We start from the raw sequence: 11,793 nt of genomic DNA on the forward strand, positions 1-11,793 counted from the left end.
GGAGCAGGCTCCCTTGCCACAGGTTGTCGCTCGCTACAGGTCAGGTGTCGATTGGCGTCGAACGCTGCCACAGCGCGTAGTAGACCCGCCCGGATTTCTGCTCGCGGTGCAGGCGCCAGTTGCCCGGCAGGCCGAGGGTCGACGGCGCGGTTTCGCTTTCAGTGTAGATCCACGAATCGGCCGCCAGCCACTGCCGCTCTTCCAGCAGCGTGCACACCGCCGGCAGCAGGTTCTGGTTGAACGGTGGGTCGAGGAATACCAGGTCGAACGGCGTTGCGGTCTGGGTTTCCAGATAGCGCAGGGCGTCTGCGGTTTGCACCTGGCCGTTGGTGCAGCGCAGGGTGCCGAGGTGTTCTTTCAGGCTGGACACGGCGATGTTGCTGGCATCCAGCGCCTGGCCCATCGCCGCGCCACGGGACAGCGCTTCGAGAAACAGCGCGCCGCTGCCGGCGAACGGGTCCAGCACCTTGGCCCCTTCAACGTACGGCGCCAGCCAGTTGAACAGGGTTTCGCGCACGCGGTCCGGCGTCGGGCGCAGGCCCGGCGCGTCGGGGAAGCTCAGCTTGCGGCTGCGCCATTGGCCGCCAATGATGCGCAATTGATTCACGCCGTTGTGGACGTTGTGCGCAGGTTTTTTAGGGGAACGAGTCGCCATTAATGCTCCGGAACCCCGAGCGGTTGCTCGGCAGGTTTATCAGATGGGGCCGGTAACGGCTTTTGCGGCACGGTCGGGCCAGCGGTGACGATGACCATTTTGTCCGTGCTCAGGTGTTTGTTCAGTGCGTCGCGCACTTGTTCGACGGTGAGGCTTTGCGACTGACGCATGAAGTCGTCGAGATAGCTCAGCGGCAGATTATAGAAGCCCATCGCCCCGAGCTGGCCGACGATATCGGCATTGCTCGCAGTGGACAGCGGGAAGCTGCCGGCCAGTTCGCGTTTGGCGTCGTCGAGTTCTTTTTGTGTCGGCCCGGTTTTCAGGTAGTCGGCGAGCACGTCCTGCACCAGTCTCAGGGTACCTTCGCTCATTTCCGCGCGGGTCTGCAGGTTGATCATGAACGGGCCACGCGCCTGCATCGGGCTAAATGCCGAGTACACGCCGTAGGTCAGGCCACGTTTCTCGCGCACTTCACTCATCAGGCGCGTGCCGAAACCGCCGCCACCGAGGATCTGGTTGCCCATCGACAGGGCGGCGTAATCCGGGTCGTCACGGTCGATGCCCAGTTGCGCGAGCATCAGGTTGGTCTGCTTGGACGGGAACTCGATGTGGTTGACACTGGCTTTCGGCTCTTGCGGTGCTGCGATTTTTGCCAGCGCCGGGCCTTTTGGCAGTGCGCCGGAAACCTGATTGGCAATCGCCTCGGCCTCGGCGCGTGACAGGTCACCGACCAGCGCAATCACCGCATTGCCGGCGGCGTAAGCCTTGGCGTGGAAATCACGTAGCTGCGCCAGGGTGATCTTCGGCACGCTTTGCGCGTTGCCATCGCTTGAATGCGCGTACGGGTGATCGCCGTACAAACGTTTCATCAGCTCAAGGCTGGCGAGTTTGCCGGGGTTCTGTTTCTGGTATTCGAAACCGGCCAGCATCTGGTTCTTGATACGCGCGAAGGAGTCGGCGGGGAAGGTTGGTTTGCCAACCACTTCGGCAAACAGCTTGAGCGCCGGCTCACGTTTGTCGGCCGCGCTCAGGCTGCGCAACGAGGCCAGCGCCATGTCCTTGAACGCGCCGTTGCCGAAATCCGCACCGAGGCCTTCAAAACCCTGCGCGATGGCGCCGACATCTTTGCCAGCGACGCCTTCGTTGAGCATCGCGTTGGTCAGCACCGCCAGCCCCGGCGCATTGCCGTCCTGACTGCTGCCGGCGGCGAAGATCAGGCGCATGTCGAACATCGGCAGCTCATGGGCTTCGACGAACAGCACCTTGGCGCCTTGGGTGGTGGTCCAGGTCTGCACGTCGAGCGTGCGGCTGGCCGGCGCCTTGCCGTCGAGTTCGGCCAGCGATTGCAGTTTCTGTGTGGACTTGGCGTTATCCAGCGCTTCGCTGGCATGGCTGTCAGCGCTAGGCGACAGATAAACCGCTGCCGAGCCGATCACCGCGACAGCGATCAGGCCAAGCAGCATCAGGCGTGGGGCTTTGCGCTCACTCATGAGTCGTCTCCAAAGGCAGGACGTGGGCGACGCTGAGACGTTCGCGGGTGAAATACTTTTTCGCGGCGTTCTGGATGTCTTGCGGGGTCACGCTTTCCAGATCGGCCAGCTCGGTGTCCATCAGTTTCCACGACAGACCGACCGTTTCCAGTTGGCCGATGGCGGTGGCCTGGCTGGTGATCGAATCACGTTCGAATACCAGGCCGGCGATCACCTGCGCACGCACGCGTTCCAGCTCTGCGGCCGACGGCGCGGTGGTTTTCAGCTGCTCAAGGAGTTTCCACAACCCGGCTTCAGCCTGAGCGATGGTCTTTTTCTTCTGCGTGTTCGGCGTCGCCGACAGGGTGAACAGGCTGTCGCCACGGGTATAGGCGTCATAGTCCGACGAGCCGCCGGACACCAGTTCTTCACCGCGCTCCAGCTGCGTCGGGATACGACCGCTGTAGCCACCATCGAGCAGTGCCGAGATCAGGCGCAAGGCATTGACCGAGCGCTTGTCTTCAGCGGTGGCGATGCTGGGTACGTTGAAGCCGAGCATCAGGCTTGGCAGCTGCGTCTGCACGCGCAGGGTGATCTGCCGTTCGCCCGGTTCAGCCAGTTCCAGCGGTTTTTTCGCCGGTGGCACGTCGCGCTTGGCGATCGGGCCGAAATAGCGCTGGGCGAGGGTTTTCACTTCGTCCGGGGTGACGTCGCCGACCACCACTAGCGTGGCGTTGTTCGGCACGTACCAGGATTGGTACCAATGGCGCAGCTCTTCGACCTTCATCCGGTCGAGGTCAGCCATCCAGCCGATGGTCGGCGTGTGATAGCCGCTCGCCGGGTAGGCCATCGCCTTGTAACGCTCGTAGGCTTTGGACATCGGCTTGTCATCGGTGCGCAGGCGGCGTTCTTCCTTGATGACTTCGATTTCCTTGGCGAACTCGTCGGCCGGCAGGCGCAGGTTGGCCATGCGATCGGCTTCCAGTTCAAAGGCTACGCCCAGACGATCACGGGCCAGCACCTGATAGTAGGCGGTGAAGTCGTCACTGGTGAAGGCGTTCTCTTCGGCGCCCAGATCGCGCAGGATCAGCGAGGCTTCGCCGGGGCCGACTTTCTCGCTGCCCTTGAACATCATGTGCTCGAGGGCGTGAGACAGACCGGTCTGGCCCGGGGTTTCGTAACTGGAACCGACCTTGTACCAGACCTGCGAGACCACCACCGGCGCGCGATGGTCTTCGCGCACGACGACCTTGAGGCCGTTATCGAGGGTGAATTCGTGAGTCGGTTGCGGGTCGGCCGCCAGGGCCGAAAGGGGCAGGCAGACTGTGCAAAGCAGCAGGCCTGCAGCGCGGCGGGCTAGAGCATTCATTCGTTTTTTAACCTGTTGGGCTGCCTGCCTGGTCTTAGCCTAGGCGGGCGAGGAGGTGCTAGGATACTGATCCGTTTTACCGGCGACCACGCCTATGAAGTTCTGCGACTTCATAAGGCTGAATGGGTTTGCGGAACAACGCAGCGGTTTGGCACCCAGACTCTGCGTTTTCGCCGATTTTCACCGGTTTAGACCATCGTTAAAACGATCCTTGAGGTGCCTGTAGCGCCTCGACAAAAGGTTGCGCGTGAACAAGCTGGGTGAAACACAGTCTGTTCTGCATCGAATATTTATTTGCCGGGGCGCCCTGTTGGCGCGTCGCTACCGTGAGATAGCCGTCCTCCATGTTTGGTTCCAACGACGACAAGAAGACCCCAGCTGCGGCTGGCGAGAAGAAAAGCCTGTTCGGATGGCTGCGGAAAAAACCGCAGGAACCCGTCGTCGAACAGCCGCCTGCGATTCCTGAGCCTGCCCCGGCGCCCGTTATAGAAGAAGAGCTGGCGCCGATTGTGCTGCCGATCGCCGAACCCGTGCTGCAACCGGAGGCTGAAGCCGAACCTGAAGCGCCGGCCGCTGCCGAACTGCCGCTGACGCCGGCCGCCGAGCCGTGGCTGACCTTGCCGGTGGCGGAAGAACCGGTGGCCTTCGTTGAAGAGGCAGCGCCGCATGTGACGCCGGCGATTCCGGAAGTGGCTGGGGCGCCTGCTGTTGAGCCCGAGCCTGTGGTGGAAGCGGTCATCGAGCCGGCGCCGGTTGTTCCTGCGCCAGTGGCACCGATCATTCAAGCGCCCGAGCCAGCGCCTGCACCTGCTCCGGTGCCTGCGCCGATTGTCGCTGCGCCAGTCGTGCCGGATGAAGCGCCTGCCGAACCTCCTGTAGAAGCCCCGCGCACCGAAGAAACCAAAGCCGGTTTCTTCGCCCGCCTCAAGCAAGGCCTGTCGAAAACCAGCGCGAGCATCGGCGAGGGCATGGCCAGCCTGTTCCTCGGGCGCAAAACCATCGATGACGATCTGCTCGATGACCTCGAAACCCGTCTGCTCACCGCCGACGTCGGCGTCGAAGCCACCTTGCAGATCATCCAGCGCCTGACCCAGAAGGTCGCGCGCAAAGAGCTGGCCGACGCCGATGCGCTGTACAAGTCGCTGCAGGCCGAACTGGCAGCCATGCTCAAACCGGTCGAGCAGCCGCTGAAGATCGCCTCGCAGAACAAGCCGTTCGTGATTCTGGTGGTCGGCGTCAACGGCGCCGGCAAAACCACCACCATCGGCAAACTGGCGAAGAAGCTGCAACTGGACGGCAAGAAAGTCATGCTGGCCGCCGGTGACACCTTCCGTGCGGCGGCAGTCGAGCAATTGCAGGTCTGGGGCGAGCGCAACAAGATTCCGGTCATTGCCCAGCACACCGGTGCCGATTCGGCTTCGGTGATCTTCGACGCCGTACAGGCCGCCAAGGCCCGTGGCATCGATGTGTTGATCGCTGACACTGCCGGTCGTCTGCACACCAAAGACAACCTGATGGAAGAGCTGAAAAAGGTTCGCCGGGTGATCGGCAAGCTCGACGCCGACGCGCCGCACGAGGTGCTGCTGGTGCTCGATGCCGGTACCGGGCAGAACGCGATCAACCAGGCAAAGCAATTCAATCAGACCGTTGAACTGACTGGCCTGGCCCTGACCAAGCTCGATGGCACTGCCAAGGGCGGAGTGATTTTCGCCCTGGCCAAGCAGTTCGGCCTGCCGATCCGCTACATCGGCGTCGGTGAAGGCATCGACGACTTGCGTACCTTTGAAGCCGAACCCTTTGTCCAGGCATTGTTTGCCGAGCGGGAGCGTTCATGATTCGTTTCGAACAGGTCGGTAAGCGCTACCCGAACGGTCACGTCGGCTTGCATGAGCTGAGCTTTCGAGTACGTCGTGGCGAGTTCTTGTTTGTCACCGGCCACTCCGGCGCCGGTAAATCCACGCTCTTGCGCCTGTTGCTGGCGATGGAGCGGCCGACCAGCGGCAAGCTGCTGCTCGCCGGGCAGGACCTGAGCACTATCAGCAATGCGCAGATTCCGTTCCTGCGCCGACAGATCGGCGTGGTATTCCAGAATCACCAGCTGCTGTTTGATCGCACGGTGTTCAACAACGTCGCCTTGCCGTTGCAGATCCTTGGCCTGTCCAAGGCTGAAATCGCCAAGCGTGTCGATTCGGCGCTGGAGCGCGTGGCGCTGTCGGATAAAACCGATCTGTACCCCGGCGACCTGTCCACCGGTCAGCAACAGCGCGTCGGCATTGCCCGCGCCATCGTCCATCGCCCGGCCCTGCTGCTGGCGGACGAACCGACCGGTAACCTCGACCCGCGTCTGGCGGCGGAAATCATGGGCGTGTTCGAAGATATCAACCGTTTGGGCACCAGCGTGCTGATCGCCAGTCACGACCTGGCGCTGATCGCGCGCATGCGTCACCGCATGCTGACCTTGCAACGCGGCCGCTTGATCGGCGACGGGGAGGCCGGGGTATGAGTGCGACACGCAGCCCGAAGGTTTCCGAACGTGTGGCCCCGAAAGCCGCTGATCCGCAGCCGCCGAAAAAGAAAAAACACGACGATGATGATGGCCCGGACTTCGCCACGCTGTTCCGTGCCTGGATCGAAAGCCATCGCGCCAGCCTGCTCGACAGCCTGCGCCGACTCGGCAAGCAACCGATCGGCAGCTTCTTCACCTGCATGGTGATGGCTGTGGCGTTGAGCTTGCCGATGGGCTTGTCGCTGTTGCTGAACAATGTCGAACGTCTCGGCGGTTCGTGGCAGCGCGCGGCGCAGATCTCGCTGTACCTGCAACTCGATGCGACGCCGGAGCAGGGCGAGTCGTTGCGCGAGCAGATCAAAGGCATGCCCGGCGTCGCTGATGCTGAATATGTCGGCCGCGATCAGGCGCTCGAGGAATTCCAGCAACAGTCCGGCCTCGGCGAAGCCCTGCGTGAACTGCCCGAGAACCCTCTGCCGGGTGTGGTGCTGGTGACACCGAACGAAGTCGACAAGCCGACACTCGAAGCATTAAGACAAAAACTTTCCGAGCTGCCCAAGGTACAACAGGCACAACTTGATCTAGTCTGGGTCGAGCGTCTGGCCGCCATCCTCAAGCTGGGCGATCGATTTGTCTTCGGGCTGACGGTACTGCTGGTTTCTGCATTACTTTTGGTGATAGGCAATACCATTCGTCTTCATATTGAAAACCGCCGCACCGAGATAGAAGTGATTAAACTCGTCGGCGGCACCGACAGTTATGTAAGGCGTCCCTTCCTTTATATGGGCGCGTTGTACGGCTTCGGTGCAGGACTGTTGTCCTGGGGTGTATTGGCGTTCGGCCTGAACTGGCTGAACGATGCGGTGGTTGGACTGGCCGGCTTGTACGGCAGTGATTTCGCCCTGGCCGGTGTGCCAGTGGCCGACGGTCTGTCGCTCTTGCTTGGCGCGGTGCTGTTGGGTTATATCGGTGCATGGATTGCAGTCGCACGTCATCTCAGGGAGCTGGCGCCGAAGTAGAATCTTTTTTGCGCGTGATTGACCTTGCGGTTTTTATGGGAACTTGTACCTGAGTTCCCGGTCAATTTTTCGCAGTGCCGAGAGGCACGAGTATGTAAGTGGGAGGTTTTTTCGCATGACCAATTCTTTGCAACCTGCGTACGCGTTGGTTCCGGGTGCGAACCTGGAAGCCTATGTGCACACCGTCAACAGCATTCCCTTGCTGACGCCGGAGCAGGAGCGTGAACTGGCCGAGAGTCTCTACTATGAGCAGGATTTGGGGGCGGCTCGGCAGATGGTGCTCGCCCACCTGCGTTTTGTCGTACACATTGCCCGTAGCTATTCCGGCTACGGTCTGGCTCAGGCTGACCTGATCCAGGAAGGTAACGTCGGCCTGATGAAGGCCGTGAAGCGCTTCAACCCGGAAATGGGTGTGCGTCTGGTGTCGTTCGCCGTGCACTGGATCAAGGCGGAAATTCACGAGTTCATCCTGCGCAACTGGCGCATTGTGAAAGTCGCGACCACCAAGGCCCAGCGCAAGCTGTTCTTCAACCTGCGCAGCCAGAAGAAGCGTCTGGCGTGGCTGAACAACGAGGAAGTCCACCGTGTGGCGGAAAGCCTCGGTGTCGAGCCGCGCGAAGTGCGCGAGATGGAAAGTCGCCTGACCGGCCATGACATGGCCTTCGACCCGGCCGCGGAAGCGGACGACGACAGCGCTTTCCAGTCGCCGGCCAACTACCTGGAAGACCACCGGTACGACCCGGCGCGTCAGCTGGAGGATGCTGACTGGAGCGACAACTCCAACAGCAACCTGCACGAAGCGCTGGAAGTGCTGGACGAACGCAGCCGCGACATCCTCTACCAGCGCTGGCTGGCCGAAGAAAAAGCCACGCTGCACGACCTGGCGCAGAAGTACAACGTGTCGGCAGAGCGGATTCGTCAGCTTGAGAAAAGCGCGATGAACAAGCTCAAATTGTCGATCGCCGCGTAACCGGCGCACCGGCAAACAAAAACGCCCCGATCAGTGATGATCGGGGCGTTTTTTATGGGCCAGCACAAACCAATGTAGGAGTGAGCCTGCTCGCGATAGCGGTGTGTCAGTTGATGAATCCATGCCTGACAGACCGCTATCGCGAGCAGGCTCACTCCTACCTTTGATCTTCGGCGCTACTCAGACCAAGGCGCCCGCCGCGAATCATTGAGGCCCATTAGATAACTATCGCCACCCAACTGACTCATCTGCTGGCGAATCCACCCGGCCCGGCGCGACACATAGCCGGTCGGATGGCTCGCGCTCCACACCCGCGGATTAGGCAATACCGCGGCCAGATAACTGGCCTGCTGACGTGACAGCGCCTTTGCACTTACACCAAAGTGATGACGAGCCGCAGCCTCTGCACCAAAAACGCCGTCATCCCATTCGACGCTGTTCAGGTAAACCTCGAGAATCCGCTGCTTGGGCCAGAACACCTCGATCAGCGCGGTGAACCAGGCCTCGAGGCCTTTGCGCAGATAACTGCGTCCGGCCCAGAGAAACAGGTTTTTCGACACTTGCTGACTCAGGGTGCTGGCGCCGCGAATCGAACCGCCCAGTTCGTTGTGGGCGAGGGCGGCCTGGATCGCGCGCAGATCAAAGCCCCAGTGCTCGGGGAATTTCTGGTCTTCGCCGGCAATCACCGCCACCTTAAGGTCATCGGAGATCTCGTCCCACGGCTTCCAGGTGCGCTGCAGGTCGATCGGCTCGCCGTCGATCCACGATTCGACCTTGCGCTCGACCATCAGCGCGGTGCCCGGTGGCGGCACGAAGCGAAACAGCAGCACCAGCAGAATGCTGCCCCCGGCGAACCAGAGCAGAGCCTTCACAAGACGACGGAATATTGAACGCAGCATAGAGATGGCTTGGCCGAACCGGTGGAGCGGGCCATTATACAGACCCTGCCGATGGCGTCTGACTGGAGTTCCCAATGCTGCGTGGCTTTTTGATGCTGGCCGCTTTTTTCGGTTTCACCGGGGTCGCGTTGGGCGCGTTTGCCGCCCACGGCCTGAAAAACCGCCTGACCCCGGAGTACCTGACGATTTTCCACACCGGCGTCACCTATCAGCTGGTGCACACCCTCGCGTTGTTCGGGGTCGCGCTTCTGGCTACGCAGATTCCGGGGCGGCTGATCACTTGGGCCGGCGTGTCCTTTGCCGTCGGCATTCTGTTGTTCTCCGGCAGCCTGTACCTGCTGACCATGACGGGCATCAGCAAGCTCGGCATCATCACGCCGTTCGGTGGCCTGGCCTTTCTCGCCGGCTGGGTATGTCTGGGACTTGCAGCGTGGCGCTTGCAGCCGACCGCTTGACGCTTGGTGCTGACCTTTAGGTCATGATCGGGCTAGAATGCCAGCCCCTAAAAATGATGGCGGCGTTGTGCATGCGCATTCAATTGAACGGCGAACCCCTTGAATTGCCCGACGGCGAGACCGTTGCGGCGCTGATTACCCGCCTGGAGCTGACCGGACGCCGGGTAGCAGTCGAACTCAATCTGGATATCGTCCCGCGCAGCCAGCATGCCGACACCACGCTTAATGACGGCGACAACGTCGAAGTAGTACACGCCATCGGCGGCGGCTGATCCAAACACTGTGAAAACTGCTGCGCTCGTAAATACTGCGTTAAAAACAGGCTCGGAATGCTCATTTACAACCAGTAGACTCCGCTTCCTCGCCTGTTTTTGCCTTGTCTTTACTTCGCTCGCGACGTTTTCACAGCGTTTGGTTATTGAAGAATTCTGCAAGACCCTCACTCCTAAAGAGGATTCCTTATGAGCATCGTTCGTAGCGACAAGCCTTTTGTGCTGGCCGGTCGTACTTACAAGTCGCGTTTGCTGGTCGGTACCGGCAAGTACCGTGACATGCAAGAAACCCGTCAGGCCATCGAGGCCTCGGGTGCCGAGATCGTCACCTTCGCCGTGCGCCGCACCAACCTCGGTCAGATCGAAGGCGAGCCGAACCTGCTCGACGTGCTGTCGCCGGAGCGCTACACCTTCCTGCCGAACACCGCCGGTTGCTACGACGCCATCGAAGCCGTGCGCACCTGCCGCCTGGCCCGTGAGCTGCTCGACGGCCACAATCTGGTGAAGCTGGAAGTGCTGGCCGACCAGAAAACCCTGTTTCCCAACGTGATCGAAACTCTCAAGGCTGCGGAAACGCTGGTCAAGGAAGGCTTCGACGTGATGGTCTACACCAGCGATGACCCAATCATTGCTCGCCAGTTGGCAGAAATCGGCTGCATAGCGGTGATGCCGCTGGCCGGTCTGATCGGTTCCGGTCTGGGCATCTGCAATCCGTACAACCTGCAGATCATCCTCGAAGAAGCGACAATCCCTGTGTTGGTCGATGCCGGTGTCGGCACTGCGTCCGACGCAACCATCGCCATGGAACTGGGTTGCGATGCGGTGCTGATGAACTCGGCCATCGCCCACGCCCAGCAGCCGGTGATGATGGCGCAAGCCATGCAACACGCCATCGTCGCGGGTCGTCTGGCCTACCTCGCTGGCCGTATGCCGAAAAAACTCTATGCCAGCGCCTCTTCGCCGCTGGATGGTCTGATCAAGTAAGAGCCATTGATGACTGAATCGAACGACACGCCTGTCCAGCCGGACGAAGGCGACGAGCGCCAACACCGCCGCATCAAGAGTTTCGTGATGCGCGCCGGGCGCATGACCGAAGGCCAGCAACGCGGCCTGGACCAGGGCGCGCCGCTGTACGTGCTGCCGCTGGCCGATGCGCCGGTGGATTACGACCAGGTCTTCGGCCGCTCAGCACCGCGCTCGCTGGAAATCGGTTTCGGCATGGGCCACTCGCTGCTGGAAATGGCCGCGGCTGCACCGGAGCAGGATTTCATCGGCGTTGAAGTGCACCGTCCGGGTGTCGGCGCGCTGCTCAACGGCGTACTGACGCAGGGCCTGACCAACCTGCGGGTCTACGATTGCGACGCGATCGAAGTGCTCAACCGTTGCATTGCCGACAACAGCCTCGATCGCCTGATGCTGTTTTTCCCGGATCCATGGCACAAGAGTCGTCACCACAAGCGCCGTATCGTACAGGCGTCGTTCGCTGAACTGGTGCGCAGCAAGTTAAAGGTCGGCGGGATTCTGCACATGGCCACCGACTGGGAGCCGTACGCCGAATACATGCTGGAAGTGATGAACGTCGCCCCGGGCTACCGCAACCTTGCCGAAGACGGCAAATGCGTGCCGCGCCCGGCCGAACGCCCGATCACCAAGTTCGAACGCCGCGGCGAACGACTTGGTCATGGCGTGTGGGATCTGAAGTTCGAAAAACTCGCTTAAGCATCACGCAATAAATACTGTGGGAGCGAGCCTGCTCGCGAAAGCGGTCTGACCGTCAACGATGATGTTGAATGTTAAGACGTCTTCGCGAGCAGGCTCGCTCCCACAGTTGTTTTAGGATATTTGCAGAATCAGCGGCGGTCGGCGACGACGCCGATCAGCACCAGTACCACCAGCAACACCGGCGCGAGGCTGTAGTTGTTGAACTGGCTCAAGCCCTTCACTACCCATGGCGTGGCGTAGATCAGTGCGGCGCCGCTGCCGATCACGCACAGCAGGGCCATCAGTGGCACGCGCAGGGCGCCGGCGATGCTGCCCAGGCGTTGCTCGACCCAGCCTTTGAAATCCGCACCGAACAGCACCAGCAGGCAACCGACCAGTGCCAGGGCGATTTCCGAGAGGTTGCTGCGGCTCCAGCGGGAGACGGTGGCGAGCAGGTCGAGTATCAAATCCATGGGTT

The 11,793-nt window shown here is 61.2% G+C and carries 13 protein-coding genes; 8 read left to right on the forward strand and 5 right to left on the reverse strand.

Going from position 1 to position 11,793, the window contains the following annotated elements; genetic code table 11:
* Positions 1–40: 40 nt before the first annotated feature.
* From rsmD to V6F91_RS11655, 3 genes are read right to left on the reverse strand one after another with little or no spacing between them, the layout of a single operon-like run.
* Positions 41–655: a 16S rRNA (guanine(966)-N(2))-methyltransferase RsmD gene (gene rsmD / locus V6F91_RS11645; RefSeq protein WP_332764480.1), complete on the reverse strand. Its 615-nt coding sequence runs from the start codon at positions 653–655 to the stop codon at positions 41–43.
* Positions 655–2,145 (reverse strand): pitrilysin family protein, encoded by a 1,491-nt coding sequence (locus tag V6F91_RS11650; protein ID WP_332764482.1) that lies wholly within the window; start codon positions 2,143–2,145, stop codon positions 655–657. Before V6F91_RS11650 ends, rsmD begins: the two co-directional genes overlap by 1 nt.
* On the reverse strand, positions 2,138–3,493 hold the full coding sequence (locus V6F91_RS11655) for a M16 family metallopeptidase (RefSeq protein WP_332764484.1): 1,356 nt from the start codon (positions 3,491–3,493) through the stop codon (positions 2,138–2,140). Before V6F91_RS11655 ends, V6F91_RS11650 begins: the two co-directional genes overlap by 8 nt.
* 344 nt (positions 3,494–3,837) lie before the next feature.
* On the opposite strand from V6F91_RS11655, the gene ftsY reads away from it, so the two are divergent.
* From ftsY to rpoH, 4 genes are all read left to right on the forward strand, one after another.
* Entirely contained in the window at positions 3,838–5,328 is a 1,491-nt protein-coding gene (gene ftsY / locus V6F91_RS11660) for a signal recognition particle-docking protein FtsY (protein WP_332764487.1), read from the forward strand.
* Positions 5,325–5,996 (forward strand): cell division ATP-binding protein FtsE, encoded by a 672-nt coding sequence (gene ftsE, locus V6F91_RS11665; protein WP_003229148.1) that lies wholly within the window; start codon positions 5,325–5,327, stop codon positions 5,994–5,996. Before ftsY ends, ftsE begins: the two co-directional genes overlap by 4 nt.
* Complete coding sequence (gene ftsX / locus V6F91_RS11670; protein ID WP_093097439.1) at positions 5,993–7,018, forward strand: permease-like cell division protein FtsX; 1,026 nt, start codon at positions 5,993–5,995, stop codon at positions 7,016–7,018. Before ftsE ends, ftsX begins: the two co-directional genes overlap by 4 nt.
* Before the next feature lie 115 nt (positions 7,019–7,133).
* Positions 7,134–7,988 (forward strand): RNA polymerase sigma factor RpoH, encoded by an 855-nt coding sequence (rpoH, locus tag V6F91_RS11675; protein WP_007913617.1) that lies wholly within the window; start codon positions 7,134–7,136, stop codon positions 7,986–7,988.
* 176 nt (positions 7,989–8,164) lie between these two features.
* Here the strand turns inward: rpoH and mtgA are convergent, their stop codons facing one another.
* Positions 8,165–8,887, reverse strand: a complete 723-nt coding sequence (gene mtgA, locus V6F91_RS11680) for a monofunctional biosynthetic peptidoglycan transglycosylase (RefSeq protein WP_332764493.1) — start codon at positions 8,885–8,887, stop codon at positions 8,165–8,167.
* 74 nt (positions 8,888–8,961) lie between these two features.
* Here mtgA and V6F91_RS11685 point away from each other — a divergent pair, with 74 nt between their 5' ends.
* From V6F91_RS11685 to trmB, 4 genes are all read left to right on the forward strand, one after another.
* Entirely contained in the window at positions 8,962–9,342 is a 381-nt protein-coding gene (locus V6F91_RS11685) for a DUF423 domain-containing protein (protein WP_332764495.1), read from the forward strand.
* A 71-nt stretch (positions 9,343–9,413) separates the two neighbouring features.
* The gene (gene thiS / locus V6F91_RS11690) at positions 9,414–9,614 is read left to right on the forward strand and encodes a sulfur carrier protein ThiS (protein WP_172833235.1); all 201 of its coding nucleotides are present in this window, start codon (positions 9,414–9,416) and stop codon (positions 9,612–9,614) included.
* Between the two features lie 189 nt (positions 9,615–9,803).
* Entirely contained in the window at positions 9,804–10,598 is a 795-nt protein-coding gene (locus V6F91_RS11695; protein WP_332764498.1) for a thiazole synthase, read from the forward strand.
* 9 nt (positions 10,599–10,607) lie between these two features.
* Complete coding sequence (trmB, locus tag V6F91_RS11700) at positions 10,608–11,333, forward strand: tRNA (guanosine(46)-N7)-methyltransferase TrmB (protein WP_253496804.1); 726 nt, start codon at positions 10,608–10,610, stop codon at positions 11,331–11,333.
* A 131-nt stretch (positions 11,334–11,464) separates the two neighbouring features.
* Here the strand turns inward: trmB and V6F91_RS11705 are convergent, their stop codons facing one another.
* Positions 11,465–11,788: a DUF3392 domain-containing protein gene (locus V6F91_RS11705; RefSeq protein ID WP_003229134.1), complete on the reverse strand. Its 324-nt coding sequence runs from the start codon at positions 11,786–11,788 to the stop codon at positions 11,465–11,467.
* Between the last annotated feature and the right edge of the window lie 5 nt (positions 11,789–11,793).

This window comes from Pseudomonas koreensis, assembly GCF_036668835.1.
GTDB lineage: Bacteria > Pseudomonadota > Gammaproteobacteria > Pseudomonadales > Pseudomonadaceae > Aquipseudomonas > Aquipseudomonas koreensis_I.

Bases quoted from the DNA above. Each gene is read 5' to 3' on its own strand.
- rsmD (WP_332764480.1), bottom strand. From the start codon at position 655: ATGGCGACTCGTTCCCCTAAAAAACCTGCGCACAACGTCCACAACGGC.
- V6F91_RS11650 (WP_332764482.1), bottom strand. From the start codon at position 2,145: ATGAGTGAGCGCAAAGCCCCACGCCTGATGCTGCTTGGCCTGATCGCT.
- V6F91_RS11655 (WP_332764484.1), bottom strand. From the start codon at position 3,493: ATGAATGCTCTAGCCCGCCGCGCTGCAGGCCTGCTGCTTTGCACAGTC.
- ftsY (WP_332764487.1), top strand. From the start codon at position 3,838: ATGTTTGGTTCCAACGACGACAAGAAGACCCCAGCTGCGGCTGGCGAG.
- ftsE (WP_003229148.1), top strand. From the start codon at position 5,325: ATGATTCGTTTCGAACAGGTCGGTAAGCGCTACCCGAACGGTCACGTC.
- ftsX (WP_093097439.1), top strand. From the start codon at position 5,993: ATGAGTGCGACACGCAGCCCGAAGGTTTCCGAACGTGTGGCCCCGAAA.
- rpoH (WP_007913617.1), top strand. From the start codon at position 7,134: ATGACCAATTCTTTGCAACCTGCGTACGCGTTGGTTCCGGGTGCGAAC.
- mtgA (WP_332764493.1), bottom strand. From the start codon at position 8,887: ATGCTGCGTTCAATATTCCGTCGTCTTGTGAAGGCTCTGCTCTGGTTC.
- V6F91_RS11685 (WP_332764495.1), top strand. From the start codon at position 8,962: ATGCTGCGTGGCTTTTTGATGCTGGCCGCTTTTTTCGGTTTCACCGGG.
- thiS (WP_172833235.1), top strand. From the start codon at position 9,414: ATGCGCATTCAATTGAACGGCGAACCCCTTGAATTGCCCGACGGCGAG.
- V6F91_RS11695 (WP_332764498.1), top strand. From the start codon at position 9,804: ATGAGCATCGTTCGTAGCGACAAGCCTTTTGTGCTGGCCGGTCGTACT.
- trmB (WP_253496804.1), top strand. From the start codon at position 10,608: ATGACTGAATCGAACGACACGCCTGTCCAGCCGGACGAAGGCGACGAG.
- V6F91_RS11705 (WP_003229134.1), bottom strand. From the start codon at position 11,788: ATGGATTTGATACTCGACCTGCTCGCCACCGTCTCCCGCTGGAGCCGC.